The sequence below is a fragment of the Roseateles albus genome (assembly GCF_028595345.1).
GTDB lineage: Bacteria > Pseudomonadota > Gammaproteobacteria > Burkholderiales > Burkholderiaceae_C > Paucibacter_A > Paucibacter_A albus.
The window spans coordinates 169,712-185,178 of sequence record NZ_JAQQXT010000008.1; the positions used below are offsets into that span (position 1 = coordinate 169,712).

Below are 15,467 nucleotides of genomic sequence, written 5' to 3' on the forward strand. Positions count from 1 at the left end.
GGGCACATCAGTAGTCTTCCCAGCCCGTCTTCCGGCGGGTTAGGGAGGATCTCATCAATTCATGCAGATCCTTGCGGGCCCAGACCGCCTGGGCCCAGCGCAGCAGCAAGGCGGCGACGGCCAGTTCCAGTAGCGAGCTGAGCCAGCCCCGGCTTAGCCAGCCTGTCGAGCCTTGCCAAAACGAGGCACCCAGCAAAACCCACAGCAAGCCGCCCAGGCCGATGGCCACTCCGAACAGGCCGCCGGCGATCCAGCCCTGCGTCAATCTGCCCCGCAGCAGCAAGGCCAGCATCAGTGCCAGGCTGAGGTCGCACAACCAGGGCAGCGCGACCGTCAGGTTGCTGAACAAGGCCGAGTCCAGGCTGCGTTTGAAGATCAGCACCTGGCCGGCCACGCCCAGCAGTGAGAGCAGCATCACCAAGGCGGCCATGGGCAGCCAGTTGTCCGCCGCCAGACGCAGGGCCAGCCCGCTGCGGAAGTGGCCCGGCGGGGCCAGCAGCCGGCGCCAATGCAGATCACGCGAGCGCAGTGAGCTAGACAGCCACGCGGTCATGAAGAGCAAGCGGGCAAGATGTGCAAAGCCCAAAGGCTGGCCCCAGTCAGCCAGCAGCAAGTTGCCCGCGCCGGACCCGGCCAGCAATGGGGTCATGGTTGTCATCATCAGCACCAACAGCATCAACCAGTAGCTGCTTGCCCTGTCCAGCTGGCGCCCGCGCCGCAGCGTTTGGCTCAACCAAGCGCCGAGTCGCTGGGCCGGTGACCTGGTTTGTTTTTGGCTCTGTGCTAACTGACATTTCAAGCGCCACAGGCTTAGCGGCAGCAGCAGGCAGCCGGCCAGATGGGCGCCCCAGCCCAGCTCACGCCAGGCCTGCCACTGGCTGGCTTGGCCGAACAGGCTCAGCACCAGCAGCGGGGCCAGCGGCAACAGCCAGCCGGCTGCGATCCAGCCATGCCAGGCGGCGAAAGTCCAGAGGCTGCACAGCAAGGTCAACGCGAGCCAGGCCGGCCCGGCCAACACGGTCGGCGTGGTGAGATCGGTCAGCAGTGCCGCTTCAATCGCCAAGGGCAGGCTTAGCAGCAGCCAGCCCGTCAGCAGCCGCCGCAGGGCTTGCCGCAAGCAGCGCTCAAAGCTGTCGTCGGGCGCGACGCGTTGGCGCAACACGCGTTCCAGCGTCGGCAAGCGCGACAAAAAGGCCGGCACCAGCGCCAGGCTCAGCAGCGCCATCGTCAAAAGCAGGCCGCCATGTTGGCCGGCAGCGTAGTTGGCCGGATGGCGCTGCGCGTCGCCGATGGTCTGGCTGATGACCATGCCGCTGAGTGCGAGGCAGAAGAGCTCGATCATCAACCAGACCTGCCCCAGCGGTGGGGTGGCAAGCAGGGCCGGGGGCTTTGCGACTCGCCAGGGGCTCATTGGTTGAGCTCCAAAAACAACTCGTCCAAACTCAGCGGCCGGCCTTGTTCGGCTTGCGCCGAGACGCGCCCATCCAGCAGCAGATGCAGGCGCCCGTCGGTCCAGCGTTGGTGCAGCGCCTGCGCGCTCAGCTCGGCGCTGACTTGCGCGGGCGCGCATTCAAGCAGGCGCAGATGCTCGCTCAGCTCATCGCGCTCGCCGAACAGCTGGATGCGGCCGTCGCGCATGAAGGCGAGATGGCTGGCCAGCCGTTCCACATCGGCCAGCAAGTGGCTGGAGATCAGCACCGTGCGCGGCGCGGCGCCGGCCGGATCGTCGAACAAGGCGTTCATGAAGGCGCGCCGGGCGATTGGGTCCAGGCTGGCGGCGGGCTCGTCCAGGATCAGCAGTTCGGGCCGGTGGCCCAGCGCCAGCACCAGACTGAGTTTTTGCTGGTCGCCAAGCGACAAGTTCTTGGCCTTGACGCCCAAGGGCAATTGCAGCAGGGCGGCCAGGCATAGGGCATGGCTGTTGTCCCAGCCGGCATAGAGGCCGCCGAGTTGCTCTAGATGCTCATAGCCGGTCAGCCAGTCCAGCAGATCCGGCGTTTGCGACACATAGCCCAGGCCCTGGCGCACCGCCTCGCTCAAGACCATGGAAGGGCAACCGGCCAGATTGCAGGCGCCGACATCGGGCACGCTCAGGCCCACCAGGCAGCGGATCAAGGTGCTTTTGCCTGCGCCGTTGCGGCCCAAGAGGGCGACCACCGCGCCGGCCGGCACGGCTAGATCGAGGCCGCGCAGCACCATATTGGCGCCCAGGCTTAGATGCAGGCCGGTGGCGCTGATCGGTGTGATATGCGCGCTATCAGGTCTCGAATTCATTCCGGCTTCCTTGATTGAATTTCAGCAAAACATTGACGCAGCAGGGCGACCGCCGCATCGGCGTCGACGCCCAACTGCAGCGCCTGCGCGGCGGCCGCTTCGGTCGCCGGCTTGAGCAAACTCAGGCATTGCGCGCGGTCACGCTTGGGCCTCACCTGGGCCGCGACTAGCATGCCGACGCCGCGCCGGCGCTCCAGCAGGCCCTCCCCCTCCAGCAGGCTATAGGCCTTGCTGACCGTCATCGGATTGATCGCATGGGCTTGCGCCAGCGCGCGCACGCTGGGCAGCTCATCGCCGGGCCGGCAGGCGCCGCCGGCGATCATGCGCTGCACCTGCTCGACGATCTGCCGGTAGATCGGCAAGGTGTCGCTGGGTTTGATGTCGAAGTGCATGGGCGGTTACGAGATCGATACGTGCATTGGTGTATTGATTCAATAATACACGTAGAGAAGGGTTTAAGCAAAAGAAAACGCCACCGAGGTTTTCACCCCGGCGGCGTTTCTGTTAAGTGCTGCGAGTTAGGCAGCGACCCGCATCAATGCTCGAACGGCAGCTTGATCTGAGCCAGATCCTTCTTGGTCTCGACCAAGACCAGCGGGCCTTCTTCGATGCTGACGACGGCAGCGCGTTCGCGCGGCACATGGACCGGCTTTACCTCGGCAGCGATGGCTTCCTGGGCGGCGCGGATCTTTTCTGCATCCGAGTTGACCCACTGCAAGCCGCTGGACTGAGCGACGGCCTGCAAGGCATCGATTTCCAGCACGAACGGCGCTGCGACAGTTGCTGCTACGGCTGCGACGGCAGCCGCTGGCGCTGGAGTCGGCGCCGCCACAACAGCAGGCGGGGCAACTGCAGGTGCAGCAGGAGTGGCAGTAGCGATTTCGACAACTGCTGCCGGCGCAGCAGTGACTACAGCCTCTACGACAGCTTCGGCTGCGCCGGCCTCGACCTTGGCGGCCTCAGCGACCACAGCGGTCGCATCGGCGCCAACTTCGGCGGCCGGTGCATCGTCGCGGCGCTCACGGCGCACGCGGTCGCGTCCACCACGGCGGCGGCGGCCGTCATTGGCTTGGCCGTCGGTATTGCCTTCGCTTTCGCTGCCTTGAGCGGTCTCGCTGCTGGCTTCGGCTTCGGCGCCAGCGGCTTGTGCTGCGTTGCCTTCGCTGTTCTCACGCACTTCGCCGGCTTCTGCTGGCCGACCGTCTTCACGGTCACGACCACCGCGCCGACGACGGCGACCACCACGGGCACCGCGGTCTTCGCTCTGGCCTGTGGCCTCGGCGATGGCTGCGTTATTGATCTCGGCCTGGCTTTGATCCAAGGCCGCCGCGTCATAGTCACTCAGTGTTGCTGAGCTGGCGACATTGGCTGCAGCGCCTGTGGCGGCCAGAGGCGCGGCATTCCGGCCTTCCTCATTGCGCTCGGTACGTTCGCTACGTGGGCGGCGTCCGCCTTCTGGGCGCTCGCTGCGGTCTGGACGTTCGCCACGCTCACCACGTTCGGCGCGAACCTCATTGCCGCCTTCGGCGGGCTTGTCGGCCCGGTCTGGGCGACGATTGCTGCCACGCTCACCACGCTCACCACGTTCACTGCGCTCTGGGCGCTGACCCTGAGCTTGGCTCTGGCCTTCCGGACGGGCTTCTTGCGGACGTTCGCTGCGTGCGCCGTCGCGCTTGGCATTGCGCTCGCCACGGTCTGAACCGCTGCGCTCGCCACCACGCTCGCCGTTGCGACCACGGCCACCGCGGCCGCCGTCGCGACCACCGTCTCGGCCGCCATCGCGTCCACCTTCACGCTTGCGCTCGCCGCCGACGGCTGGCTTGGCCGGTGCAGCCGGCGCTTCCACCGGAGCTGGGCTGCTGACGCCGAACAGGCTCTTGATCCAACCAAAGAAGCCACCGCTGGCTTCGGCCGGCGCTGCCGCAGGCGCTGCGACCGGCGCAGCGGCCTTGGCAACCGGTGCCACCGGAGTCGGAGGTGGCATCTCGGGCAAGACGCCCTTGATGACAGGCTCTTGCTTGTTCTTGATCTTGTCTGCATCGTTGCGGCGGGTGATACCCACCTCATCCTGCGGCTCTTCGATCATGGTGTAACTGGCCTGCAAGTTCTCCAGGCGCGGGTCGTCATGGCGCAGGCGCTCGAGCTTGTAGTTAGGCGTGTCGAGGTGCTTGTTTGGCACCAGCAGCACGGTGACGCGCTGCTTGAGTTCGATCTTGGTGATCTCGGTGCGCTTCTCGTTGAGCAAGAAGCTGGTCACTTCGACCGGCACCTGCACATGCACGGCCGCCGTGTTGTCCTTCATCGACTCTTCTTGCACCATGCGCAGGATTTGCAGCGCGCTGGATTCGGTGTCGCGGATGTGGCCGGTGCCGTTGCAGCGTGGGCAGGTGATGTGGTTGCCGTCGCTCAGGCTTGGGCGCAGGCGCTGGCGGCTCATTTCGAGCAGGCCGAACTTGCTGATCGAAGCGAACTGCACGCGGGCGCGGTCGGGGCGCAGCGCGTCGCGCAGGCGTTGCTCGACCTCGCGGCGGTTCTTCGACTCTTCCATGTCGATGAAGTCGACCACGATCAGGCCGCCCAGGTCACGCAAGCGCATCTGGCGGGCGATTTCGTCGGCCGCTTCCAGATTGGTGCGGGTGGCGGTTTCTTCGATGTCGCTGCCGCGCGTCGAGCGGGCCGAGTTGACGTCGACCGAAACCAAGGCTTCGGTGTGGTCAATCACGATCGCGCCGCCGGAAGGCAGGTTGACGGTACGGCTGAAGGCGGTTTCGATCTGGTGCTCGATCTGGAAACGGCTGAACAGCGGCGCGTCATCGCGGTAGCGCTTCACGCGGTGACCCTGATCGGGCATCACGTGGTTCATGAACTGATGCGCCTGTTCGAACAGGTCATCGGTGTCGATCAGGATTTCACCGACGTCGGCGGTGAAGTAATCGCGGATCGCGCGGATCACCAGCGAGGATTCCTGATAAATCAGGTAGGCGCCCTTGCCACCCTTGGCCGCATCGTCGATGGCGGTCCAGAGCTTGAGCATGTAGTTCAGGTCCCACTGCAGCTCGGCGGCTGAGCGGCCAATGCCGGCAGTGCGGGCGATCAGCGACATGCCTTTCGGGTACTCGAGCTGGTCGAGGTTTTCTTTCAGCTCTTCGCGGTCTTCGCCTTCGATGCGGCGGCTCACGCCACCGCCGCGTGGGTTGTTAGGCATCAAAACCAGATAACGGCCTGCCAGCGAGACAAAAGTCGTCAGTGCTGCGCCCTTGTTGCCGCGCTCTTCTTTTTCGACCTGAACCAGCAGTTCCTGGCCTTCGCGGATGCAGTCCTGGATGCGCGCGGTGCGCACGTCCACGCCTTCGCGGAAGTATTGGCGGGCGATTTCCTTGAAGGGCAGGAAACCGTGGCGGTCTTCGCCGTAGTCGACAAAGCAAGCTTCGAGCGAGGGCTCGACGCGGGTCACAACGGCCTTGTAGATATTGCCCTTGCGTTGCTCACGGCCTTCGATTTCGGTCTCGAAGTCCATCAGCTTTTGGCCATCAACAATGGCCAAGCGACGCTCTTCAGCCTGCGTCGCGTTGATCAACATGCGTTTCATGTCATTACTCCTGTTGCGCCCGGGGCATCAAGCCCGCGAACGCGCTACAACACGTTGCAGCAGCAGCCCCGCTCAGGCGGCCGCTGCGGCAACACATTGATGCACGAGCAATAGTCGATGAACCGAGGAAGGAATCGCCCTGGACTGAATTGAGACGCTACCGGGTTCGGCGTGCGATCAGCAATTCAGCGTTGGCGCGTGCGACGCAGCAGGCGGCGCGGATGGCCCGTCCCATGAACGCGCAGCCCGGGCCGAGGCCCGGTGGTGCTGCGCGGCCCGGCCACGGCCAATCCCAACAGCCTCGCCGGCGCTGGGCCGGGGCTGTGTTCGAGATGAGCGGTGGGGGGTGAGGGGATTGGCGATCATCCGCGAGGACTGTTGGACGCTAAACCGAGGCGCTTAGGCTCTTGACCCGAACTGCCTCATGTCTTTAAAAAACCTTGTCTATACCGAGGCGGCTCTTGTTCTTATTCGAACTGCAAGTCGCATCAGCGTGGCTCTATCTTTATTGCTCTGCCGCGCTACACCCGAAGCCGCCTTGTCACATGGGGACAAGGCCCGCTTACAGCCGATGCGCGTTGCATCACCTATTTGTTCCATACGAGGCGCGACTTTAGCGCTTTGTATGCCACCTGTTCGCCACTGATCTATCTAGGTTTCAGCTTTGATTTCAGCAAAACTGCCTGTGGCCATGGCCCAGGTAAAATCAGATAAATCAAATACTTACGGCTATAACGTGGTGAGCAACATTATAAGGGCTAAAGCCAAAGCGCCGGCCGCCACACAAACCCGCAGAAAAGCGGCTGCGCGGGCCGGCAGCGGGCTGCCTGCGCGCGGGACTAACAGCCCTGTACGAGGCCAGGTGCGAAGTGAGCGAGTGCAAACTGCGACCAGGCCGGCAGCAAGCCCGGTGGCGCCGGCGCCCGCACAGGTGGTCGCCGCGCCTTCCCCTGCAGTGGCACCGGCCGTGCGCCGCGTCACAGTGGATGAAAACTCCGCCGGGCAGCGCCTTGACAACTTTCTATTGCGCGAGCTCAAAGGCGTGCCCAAGACGCATATCTACCGCGTCATCCGGGCTGGCGAGGTGCGCGTCAACAAGGGCAGGGCGCACGCCGACACCCGGCTGGAACTGGGCGACGAGGTGCGCGTGCCGCCGGTGCGCCTGCCCGAGCGCGTGTTGGAGCGGCCCGACTATGTGCCGGCGCGCGAATTCGAGGTCGTGTTCGAGGACGAACACCTGCTCGCCATCAACAAACCGGCCGGCGTGGCCGTGCACGGCGGCTCCGGTGTCAGCTTTGGCGTTATCGAGCAGCTGCGTCAAGCGCGGCCGTTGGCCAAGTTTCTGGAATTGGTGCACCGGCTGGACAAGGAAACCTCGGGCCTGCTCTTGATCGCCAAAAAGCGTAGCGCCTTGGTCGCCCTGCAAGAACAATTCCGCGAGCGCGAGACCGGCAAGACTTACGCGGCTCTGGTGGCAGGCGACTGGGCCGACAATAAAAAAGTCATCGACGTGCCGCTGCTGAAGTTCATCGGCAGTGACGGCGAGCGCTGGGTCAGGGCGCTGCCCAATCCGAACGATCCGTCCGCAGACCAAGCCAAGCGCTCAATCAGCTTGGTCAAGGTGGCGCAGCGCCTGAATGGCTACAGCTTGCTTGACGTGACCATCAAGACCGGCCGGACCCACCAGATTCGGGTTCACCTGGCTTATGGTGGCCATGCCATCGTCGGTGACCCCAAGTATGGCGATTTCGAGGCCAACCGTGCTTTGGCCCGCGGGGCACTTCGCTTTGAGCGGATGTTCTTGCATGCGAAGCGCCTGCGCTTCATGCACCCGGCCGGCACGGGCGAGCTGGAGTTGACTGCGCCGCTGCCGCTCGAATGTGAGCAATTGATTCTGGCCTTGAAGAAAAAATGAGACCTCAACAGTTTGACCTGATCGTGTTCGACTGGGACGGCACCCTATTCGACTCGACCGCCGTGATCACCCGCAGCATCCAGGCCGCCGCTGTAGACCTGGGCTTGGCCCAGCCCAGTCACGCGCAAGCCAGCTATGTGATCGGTTTGGGGCTGCAGGAAGCCTTGGCCTATGCGGTGCCGGAATTGAGCCCGGACCGCTACCCCGAGCTGGGCCAGCGCTATCGCCATCATTACCTCGCTGCCCAACACCAGGTGACGCTGTTCGACGGCGTGCTGGACTTGTTGGCCGCCTTGAAGGCGCGCCACCATTGGCTGGCGGTGGCGACCGGCAAAAGCCGGCGCGGCTTGGACGAGGTGCTGGATGTGGACAGCTTGCGCGGCGTGTTTGACGGCACCCGCACGGCCGACGAGACCGCCGGCAAGCCCAATCCGCAGATGTTGAACGAGCTGATGCGTGAATTTGCTGTCGAGCCGGAGCGGACTTTGATGATTGGCGACACGACGCACGACCTGCAACTGGCCCGCAATGCCGGCACGGCCAGCGTCGGCGTTTCTTATGGCGCCCATGACCATGGCAGCTTTGGCGAGTTTGCCCCTTTGCATGTGGCGCATTCGGTGCGTGAACTGCACGATTGGCTGATCAAGAATGCCTGATATGAATCCCACCGAAGAATCCACACCCGCGCTGCCGCTTTGCTCTTCTGACGACTTGGTCGAGCGCGGCAAGGCACACAGCTTCGACGTGCTGCAGTACCGCCAACCGGCGCGCGCCTTTGCCTTGCGCTTCGAGGGTCAGGTGGTCGCCTACTTGAACCGCTGCGCCCATGTGCCGACCGAGATGGATTGGCAAGAGGGCGAGTTTCTCGACGGCGACAAGCAATTCATCATGTGCTCCATCCATGGTGCGGTCTATGACCCGCTGACCGGGCGCTGCGTGACGGGCATGTGCGGGCGCATAGGGCTGACGAAAATCGAGGTGCAGGAACGTGAAGGTCAGGTCTATTGGTACCCTTCACGCGACACCAAACCGGCTTTCGAAGACTGAACCCAGCGAACGACCTCACAATTACAACAATGAACTCATCCGACGATTTGCCCAAGCCCATCCATGACCCGCAGGCGGGCATCACGGCACAAACAGCCTCCCCTGAATCACCCCGGCCCAGCGCCGCGAGCTACGAGCCTTTGCTGGCCCAGTTCGCTCGCGAGTACCTGCTGGACAAGCGCAACGAGCGGCGCTGGAAGCTGTTTTTCAGGCTGCTCTGGCTGGCGCTGATCGCGGTGGTGGTTTGGTCGCTGTTCTTGCAGCGTCACCATATGCAAAACCCGAATGCCCCTCACACCGCCTTGGTTGAGGTGCGTGGCGAGATCGCAGCCGATACCGAGGCCAGCGCCGAATTGCTGCTGTCCGCCTTGAAGAGCGCGTTTGAAGACAGCGGCTCGCAGGCTGTGGTCTTGCGCATCAATTCACCCGGCGGCAGCCCGGTTCAGGCCGGCATCGTCTATGACGAGATCAAGCGCCTCAAAGTGAAGCATGGCAAAAAGGTCTATGCGGTGGTGGAGGAAATGTGCGCGTCGGGCGCTTACTACATCGCGGCTGCGGCGGACGAAATCTATGTGGACAAGGCCTCGGTGGTCGGCTCGATCGGTGTTTTGATGGACGGCTTTGGCTTCACCGACCTGATGGGCAAGCTCGGTGTCGAGCGTCGCCTGCTGACGGCCGGCGCCAACAAGGGCATGCTGGACCCGTTCTCGCCGGTCAGCCCTAAGCAACAAGCCTTTGCGCAGGCGATGCTGGACCAAATTCACCAGCAGTTCATCGCGGTCGTGCGTGAAGGGCGCGGCAAGCGCTTGAAGGAAACACCGGAGACCTTCTCTGGCTTGTTCTGGAACGGCGAGCAGGCGGTCACGCTGGGCTTGGCCGACCATTTTGGCAATCTCGACTATGTGGCCCGCGAGGTCGTCAAGGCCGAAGAGGTGATCGACTACACCCCGCGCGACAACGTCGCCGAACGGCTGGCCAAGCGCTTTGGTGCGGCCATGGGCGAGGGCGCTATTCATGCGGTGCGCAATTTGGCACCGATTCGCTGAAGCCCGGACGCAGTCATTTTTATATTTTTTTGAATAGAGTTTTTCACCATGCCCGTCAATCTCCACGCACCCGATCCCGCCTCCTTGCATGCCGTGCCCGGCGTCCGTTTAGGTGTCACGATGGCCGGTATACGCAAGGCCGACCGGCGTGACCTCAGCGTGATCGAGTTGGTCGAGGGCAGCAGCGTCGCTGGCGTCTTCACCAGCAACCGCTTTTGCGCAGCACCCGTACAACTCTGCCGCCAGCATTTGGCTGCCGGCCATGCCATCCGCGCGATCCTGGTCAATACCGGCAATGCCAACGCCGGCACCGGCGCCGATGGCCTGGCTCGCGCCCAGCAGAGCTGCGAAGCGCTGGCCGGCTTGATGGGCGTGCGGTCTGAGCAAATCCTGCCCTTCTCGACCGGAGTGATCATGGAGACTTTGCCGGTCGATCGCATCATTGCCGGCTTGCCTGCGGCCATTGCCGCCTTGAGCGCGGATGCTTGGGGGCAGGCGGCCTTGGGCATCATGACCACCGACACGATCCCGAAGGCCGCGTCGCGCCAGATTCAGATCCAGGGCCAAACGGTCACCCTCACCGGCATCAGCAAGGGGGCTGGCATGATCCGCCCGAATATGGCGACCATGTTGGGCTATGTCGCGACCGACGCCAACATCAATCCGTCGCTGATGCAGGCGCTGGTGACCGAAGCCGCTGACGCCTCATTCAATCGCATCACGATTGACGGCGACACCTCCACCAATGACTCCTTTGTGCTGATCGCCACGCACCAAGCCAAGCATGCGCGCATCGAGTCCCTGGACTCGGCCGAGGGACAGGCCTTGCGCGCGGCGCTGATTGAGCTGTCGCAGCAGCTGGCGCAAGCCATCGTGCGTGATGGTGAGGGCGCGACCAAGTTCATCACCATCGTCGTCGAGGGCGGGCGCAGTGAGGCCGAGTGCAAACAGGCGGCCTATTGCATTGCGCATTCACCTCTGGTCAAGACGGCCTTTTTCGCCAGCGACCCGAATCTGGGCCGTATTCTGGCGGCGGTCGGCTATGCCGGCATCGATGATCTGGACCAGACCCTGATCGATATGCATCTGGACGAGGTCTTGGTCGTGCAGGCGGGCGGGCGTCACCCAGCCTACCGCGAAGAAGACGGCTCCCGCGTGATGAAGCAGGCCGAGATCACGGTGCGCGTCAGCCTCCATCGCGGCGCGGCCTCGGCCACCGTGTGGACCTGCGACTTGAGCCACGATTACGTCAGCATCAACGCCGACTACCGGTCTTGACCGTTCGTTGATCAGAAGTCCACCGCCCGCGTGCGCATGCCGCGCGCGATCAAGGTGGCGTTGATCAGCTGAGCCTCCTCGCGGCTGGCAAAAGGCCAGACCGCCGGGCGCCAGCCTTCGGGTGTTTGAAACACCTGCGCCTGCAAGGTCGTACCGCCGGCCCCGCCTTGTTGCGGGGACAGCATCGCCCGCATGCGAGCCAGGGTGGCTTCTGCATCGGCCTTGTTGGCGCTGATGGGGCCGACCAGAGCAACCACGGGTTTGTTGGCCAAGGCGGCCGCCTTGGCGATGGCCTTGCCGCTGGGCGGCGCAGTTGTCGCTGTCTCTGTTTTGCCAGCTGGCGTGGTCGCGGCGGGTGTCGCAGCCGAACCATTCGGCGCGGCTGTTTCGCTGCTTTCTGAGCTCAGTTTGGGCTTGTGGACATGAGCCAGCGCAGACTTGGCCTTGGGCTTTGGCGGCTCCTCTTGAGCCGGCTCGGGCTGGGCTTTCAGGTCGGCAGCGGCCTTCTTGTCCTCAGGCTTCTTGTCTTCTTTTTTGGCCTCATCGGGCTCGGCCAGTTGCACCTGCTTGGGCGGCGCGCCCAGCGGCGGCGCTGTGCGGCCCGGAATAGGTTTGATGAACATCGGCCGGATGTCCGGCTTCAGCATGCTGGGCTCTTCCGGCGATGCTGCTTCTTGGGGTGCAGCAGCAGAGCCCGTTACTGCTGCAGATGCCGCTGCTGAGGCCGCGGCCCCGCTGCCATCGACGCTGGTGGCGTTCAGCGGTGTCAGTGGCAAGCCTGCCGGCGCAGTGCTTGAGGCCGCTTCTGAAGCGGCTTGCGGTGGCGCAGAAGCCTGTTCAGGGGCGGGCAGCGGGGCAGGCGGGGAGGCCGCAGCCGAGGCGGTAGTTGCCGCAGCCGAAGCAGCGGGGTCCGGGCCCAAGGCCGGTGCCGCTTTCTTCGCGCTGGGCAGCAGCAGCCCAGCGCCTGCGCCCAGCAAAGCCAGCAGCAGCAAGGCGACCAAGGCCAAACGGCGCGGGCTCAAACAGCGGCGCCCGGTGATGGCCGGCTGGCGGCCTCGGCCTAGCAAGATGCGGCTGCGCGAGCGGCCGGCGTCTATCGCAGCGCTCATCACATAGAGCTCGAAGGGCCAAGCGCCGCCACCTTTTGAGCCGGCTTTCCCGCCGCTGTCCATCAGTGTCTCGTCGATCGGAATGATGCGCTGCGGCCAGGATGCATCGCCGGGTTGGCTGGTGTAGCCATGCGCTTGTGCGAACGCGGCAATCCGTTTGGGCGACAAATGGCTGACAAAGCGTTCGCTGAACACCGGCCATGACTTGGCCTCTGTAGCGCTTGGCTTGCGCCAAAAAGCGAATCGGCTCAACCGTTCGCGCCAACTGGGCTGGCCTTGCTTGGGCGGCGGCTCTTGGTCAGCGAGCGCGTCGAGGTGGGCGGCGTTGGGGTCTACCGCTATCGTCAGGCCTTCCTCATCCCAGGCGGCCGCCAAGCTCTCGGGCGAGATCTCATCGGTCAATACCGGCTCGACCTTGCCCTTGGCGCCGCGGCCGCGCGCGGCCGCATCGGCCTGCGCGTTGCGCATGAACGGCAAAGCCACGACGCCAATCGTGTGGACGTCGTAAATGGTGATCCGTTTTGCAAGGGGGTGGCGGTTATGCCATGCCACCACCTGCTCGGCCAGTCGATCCATGGATGCGGTTATTTTGGGGATTTAGATAAAAGGGCCGCTTGAAAGCCTGTGCAACGATCATTGGCAGTGCGCTGCACGATCAATCGGCAGACCCTGTCATGGTGCCTGAACTCTAAGCCCTGCGGCAGCGCTGAGGTCTGAATTGATAGCGGGAAAAGAAGGGGAAAAGCAAATGCCAGCTCGGCTGACCTTCAATTCGAGCGTCACAAGCCTTGGCACGCGGCTTGCATAGCTTGCTCATCTATGAACGCAGTGCATGCCCACTTCCCGGACAGTGACCCCGCCATCGACGCGCCACGCGCCGCCTTGGATGCTTTTGGCTATGCCTGTTTGACCGTCGCGCAGGCCGACGGACGCTGCCTGTGGCGCAGTCCTTTGGCGCGCCGCTTAATGGCGGAGTACTTTATTGGCGGGCATTTCGAGAGGGGCTATTTGCCGCCGGAGTTGCTGCTGTGGCTGCACCGGGAGGCGCTGCGGCGGCGTGCGGGCGCACCGGCTCAGGATTTGACGGTCTTGGCGCAAACCCCCAGCACCTACAACCCCACCCTGTCTGCCGCCCATGTGCCCAGCAATGCGCGCAAGCAGAGCCTGAGCAAGCGCCTGAGTTTCAGGCTGCACGAGGCGGATGCCGCCACGATGGGCGAAGGGCAATGGTTGATCGTGATGAGCGATATTTGACGGACCTTGGTGTGTAGCTGTGGCCGCGCCTTCTTGGTGCGTGCCGCCACTCCTTGGTGCGCGGTGCTTGCAGTGGAGGCGGTCGCACTTGCGACAGCGCTTCCTTCCTCTTGCCCTCATGATGTGAGGCATGGGAACTCTCTATCTCGTCCGCCATGGTCAGGCCTCCTTGGGGGCGTCCGATTACGACCAACTCAGCCCGCTCGGTGAGCAGCAATGCCGCCTATTGGGCGAGTATTGGCGCAGCCGCGGCCTGCGCTTTGATGCGGTCTTGTGCGGCGGTATGAAGCGCCATGCGCAGTCGCTGGCCGCCATAGCCGAGGGCTTGGGGCAAGCCGAGTTGCCGGCCGTGCAGCGTCGCCCCGGTTTGAACGAATATGACAGTGAGGCCTTGATCCGCAGCGTGTTCAGCGGGCCGTTGGACAGGCCGCGCGACGCGGAATCAGCGCGCCAGTACTTCCGCCTGCTGCGGGCAGGCCTGCGGGCTTGGATGTCGGGCCAGACCGAGCCCGAGGGCATGCCAAGTTACGCCGAGTTCTCGGCCGGCATCGCCGCCGTGCTGACCGAGGTGCGTGAGCAATGCGAGGGTCAGGTCTTGCTGGTGTCCAGCGGCGGGCCCATTTCCAGCGCTATCGGTCAGCTCTTGCAAGCGTCCTGCGAGGCCGTCATTGACCTGAATCTGCGCATCCGCAATAGCGCGGTCAGCGAATTCAGCTTCGGGCCTAAGCGCCACGCCATGCTGACCTTCAACACTGTGCCCCATCTTGATTCGCCTCAGGGGCAGGCCTTGATCACTTCAGCCTAGGGCCGGCGAGGCGTTCAGGGTGTGCCAGAGCTGCTGATTTCGCGCACCACTCTGAAACCCAGCAAGGTGTAGCGGGAACTGGGCTCGTTGTAGTTGCGGTAGCTGGCACGGGCGTAAAACGGCCAGGTGTGCCAGGAGCCGCCGCGCCGCACCCGCGCGTCCCCGGTGGCCGGGCCTTGTGGGTCGACTTCGGGTGACTTGGCGTAATAGTCATCGTCATGCCAGTCCGACACCCATTCCCAGGCATTGCCATGCATGTCAAACAGCCCCCAAGCATTGGGCGCGAAGCTGCCGACCGGCGCGGTGAAGGCGTAGCCGTCTGAGCCGCTCAAGGCCATGTCTGTCCAGCGGGGCCAATTGACCGCGCTGTCGGCGTCGAACACATTGGCGACCTTGAGCAGGGAAGCCGGGTCGTCGCCGGAGTGGTAGCGCGTGCGCGTACCGGCGCGGGCCGCATACTCCCACTCCGCCTCGGTCGGCAGACGATAGTGTTGGCCCTCAAGCCGGCTCAACCAAGCGGCGAAGCTCTGGGCATCGGCATAGCTGATGTTGACGACCGGGTGCGCGTCGGTCTGCGCGAAGCCCGGGTTCAACCAGGAGTAGCGTGGGTTTCGACCCTCGAAGGCGTCGCCGCGCACGGTTAGGCTGGGGTCGTAGTCTTTGCGATAGCCATAGGCGCCAGTGCCATCCTGGATGGACTCGGGCACAAAGCCGCTCGCCTCGACAAAGCGTCGAAACTGGCCCACCGTCACCTCATGGGCACCTAACCAAAAGTCACGGCTGATGCGCACAGGGTGGGCGGGCGCCTCATCCTGCAAGTTCTCGAAACGCTTGCGCGGCAAATGCGGGAAGGCCTTGGCCAAGCTGTCGGCAGATTCCTCGCTACCCATGATGAAGTTGCCCGCCGGAATGCGCACCAACTGCATGCCAATGCTGTTGAGCGTCTGTGCTTGGCCGGGCTCAGCAGCGTCGGACGCCAAAGAGATCAGCAGTTGCGCGCTTGCCAAAACAAAAGGAATTGCGTTCATGACAGCATCCTGGCTACTTGGGGCCTCGTCTTTTCAGGTGTTACCCGCGCTTGTCAGCTGAGTAAAACTGTTAGCTCAAGTGTACAGCGGTAACAGTCGGTGACCGATGGGCCTGAGCCGGC

At 63.9% G+C, this 15,467-nt stretch carries 13 protein-coding genes; 7 read left to right on the forward strand and 6 right to left on the reverse strand.

Translation table 11 applies throughout. The features are described from left to right. Positions 1–7: 7 nt before the first annotated feature. From PRZ03_RS14420 to PRZ03_RS14435, 4 genes are all read right to left on the reverse strand, one after another. A complete protein-coding gene (locus PRZ03_RS14420; protein WP_273600943.1) occupies positions 8–1,411 on the reverse strand; it encodes a hypothetical protein in 1,404 nt (467 codons plus the stop codon). Further along, positions 1,408–2,274 carry an ABC transporter ATP-binding protein gene (locus PRZ03_RS14425; RefSeq protein WP_273600944.1) on the reverse strand — a complete coding sequence of 289 codons (867 nt, stop codon included), beginning with the start codon at positions 2,272–2,274 and terminating at the stop codon, positions 1,408–1,410. The genes PRZ03_RS14420 and PRZ03_RS14425 overlap by 4 nt, the downstream gene beginning before the upstream one ends. Further along, positions 2,271–2,666, reverse strand: coding sequence for a GntR family transcriptional regulator (locus tag PRZ03_RS14430; RefSeq protein ID WP_273600945.1), 396 nt, complete (start codon positions 2,664–2,666; stop codon positions 2,271–2,273). The genes PRZ03_RS14425 and PRZ03_RS14430 overlap by 4 nt, the downstream gene beginning before the upstream one ends. Before the next feature lie 143 nt (positions 2,667–2,809). Then, entirely contained in the window at positions 2,810–5,863 is a 3,054-nt protein-coding gene (locus PRZ03_RS14435) for an Rne/Rng family ribonuclease (RefSeq protein WP_273600946.1), read from the reverse strand. A gap of 967 nt (positions 5,864–6,830) precedes the next feature. Between PRZ03_RS14435 and PRZ03_RS14440 the strand changes: the two genes are divergently transcribed. From PRZ03_RS14440 to argJ, 5 genes are read left to right on the forward strand one after another with little or no spacing between them, the layout of a single operon-like run. Next, positions 6,831–7,778 (forward strand): RluA family pseudouridine synthase, encoded by a 948-nt coding sequence (locus tag PRZ03_RS14440; RefSeq protein WP_318014093.1) that lies wholly within the window; start codon positions 6,831–6,833, stop codon positions 7,776–7,778. After that, a complete protein-coding gene (locus PRZ03_RS14445) occupies positions 7,775–8,434 on the forward strand; it encodes an HAD-IA family hydrolase (RefSeq protein ID WP_273600947.1) in 660 nt (219 codons plus the stop codon). Before PRZ03_RS14440 ends, PRZ03_RS14445 begins: the two co-directional genes overlap by 4 nt. Then, the gene (locus PRZ03_RS14450; protein WP_409993966.1) at positions 8,427–8,825 is read left to right on the forward strand and encodes a Rieske (2Fe-2S) protein; all 399 of its coding nucleotides are present in this window, start codon (positions 8,427–8,429) and stop codon (positions 8,823–8,825) included. The genes PRZ03_RS14445 and PRZ03_RS14450 overlap by 8 nt, the downstream gene beginning before the upstream one ends. Positions 8,826–8,854: 29 nt before the next feature. After that, entirely contained in the window at positions 8,855–9,871 is a 1,017-nt protein-coding gene (locus PRZ03_RS14455) for a S49 family peptidase (RefSeq protein WP_263531647.1), read from the forward strand. A gap of 48 nt (positions 9,872–9,919) precedes the next feature. Beyond that, positions 9,920–11,149: a bifunctional glutamate N-acetyltransferase/amino-acid acetyltransferase ArgJ gene (gene argJ / locus PRZ03_RS14460; RefSeq protein ID WP_263531648.1), complete on the forward strand. Its 1,230-nt coding sequence runs from the start codon at positions 9,920–9,922 to the stop codon at positions 11,147–11,149. A gap of 11 nt (positions 11,150–11,160) precedes the next feature. Here argJ and PRZ03_RS14465 read toward each other — a convergent pair whose 3' ends face one another. Continuing rightward, positions 11,161–12,834, reverse strand: a complete 1,674-nt coding sequence (locus PRZ03_RS14465; RefSeq protein ID WP_273600949.1) for a hypothetical protein — start codon at positions 12,832–12,834, stop codon at positions 11,161–11,163. A 243-nt stretch (positions 12,835–13,077) separates the two neighbouring features. Here PRZ03_RS14465 and PRZ03_RS14470 point away from each other — a divergent pair, with 243 nt between their 5' ends. Continuing rightward, positions 13,078–13,512: a hypothetical protein gene (locus PRZ03_RS14470; protein ID WP_273600950.1), complete on the forward strand. Its 435-nt coding sequence runs from the start codon at positions 13,078–13,080 to the stop codon at positions 13,510–13,512. Positions 13,513–13,642: 130 nt separating this feature from the next. Beyond that, the gene (locus PRZ03_RS14475; protein WP_263531651.1) at positions 13,643–14,317 is read left to right on the forward strand and encodes a histidine phosphatase family protein; all 675 of its coding nucleotides are present in this window, start codon (positions 13,643–13,645) and stop codon (positions 14,315–14,317) included. A gap of 14 nt (positions 14,318–14,331) precedes the next feature. On the opposite strand, the gene PRZ03_RS14480 is transcribed toward PRZ03_RS14475, so the two are convergent. Further along, the gene (locus PRZ03_RS14480; RefSeq protein ID WP_273600951.1) at positions 14,332–15,345 is read right to left on the reverse strand and encodes a formylglycine-generating enzyme family protein; all 1,014 of its coding nucleotides are present in this window, start codon (positions 15,343–15,345) and stop codon (positions 14,332–14,334) included. Between the last annotated feature and the right edge of the window lie 122 nt (positions 15,346–15,467).

Bases quoted from the DNA above. Each gene is read 5' to 3' on its own strand.
- PRZ03_RS14420 (WP_273600943.1), bottom strand. From the start codon at position 1,411: ATGAGCCCCTGGCGAGTCGCAAAGCCCCCGGCCCTGCTTGCCACCCCA.
- PRZ03_RS14455 (WP_263531647.1), top strand. From the start codon at position 8,855: ATGAACTCATCCGACGATTTGCCCAAGCCCATCCATGACCCGCAGGCG.
- PRZ03_RS14430 (WP_273600945.1), bottom strand. From the start codon at position 2,666: ATGCACTTCGACATCAAACCCAGCGACACCTTGCCGATCTACCGGCAG.
- PRZ03_RS14475 (WP_263531651.1), top strand. From the start codon at position 13,643: ATGGGAACTCTCTATCTCGTCCGCCATGGTCAGGCCTCCTTGGGGGCG.
- PRZ03_RS14470 (WP_273600950.1), top strand. From the start codon at position 13,078: ATGAACGCAGTGCATGCCCACTTCCCGGACAGTGACCCCGCCATCGAC.
- PRZ03_RS14465 (WP_273600949.1), bottom strand. From the start codon at position 12,834: ATGGATCGACTGGCCGAGCAGGTGGTGGCATGGCATAACCGCCACCCC.
- PRZ03_RS14480 (WP_273600951.1), bottom strand. From the start codon at position 15,345: ATGAACGCAATTCCTTTTGTTTTGGCAAGCGCGCAACTGCTGATCTCT.
- PRZ03_RS14450 (WP_409993966.1), top strand. From the start codon at position 8,427: ATGCCTGATATGAATCCCACCGAAGAATCCACACCCGCGCTGCCGCTT.
- PRZ03_RS14445 (WP_273600947.1), top strand. From the start codon at position 7,775: ATGAGACCTCAACAGTTTGACCTGATCGTGTTCGACTGGGACGGCACC.
- argJ (WP_263531648.1), top strand. From the start codon at position 9,920: ATGCCCGTCAATCTCCACGCACCCGATCCCGCCTCCTTGCATGCCGTG.
- PRZ03_RS14425 (WP_273600944.1), bottom strand. From the start codon at position 2,274: ATGAATTCGAGACCTGATAGCGCGCATATCACACCGATCAGCGCCACC.
- PRZ03_RS14435 (WP_273600946.1), bottom strand. From the start codon at position 5,863: ATGAAACGCATGTTGATCAACGCGACGCAGGCTGAAGAGCGTCGCTTG.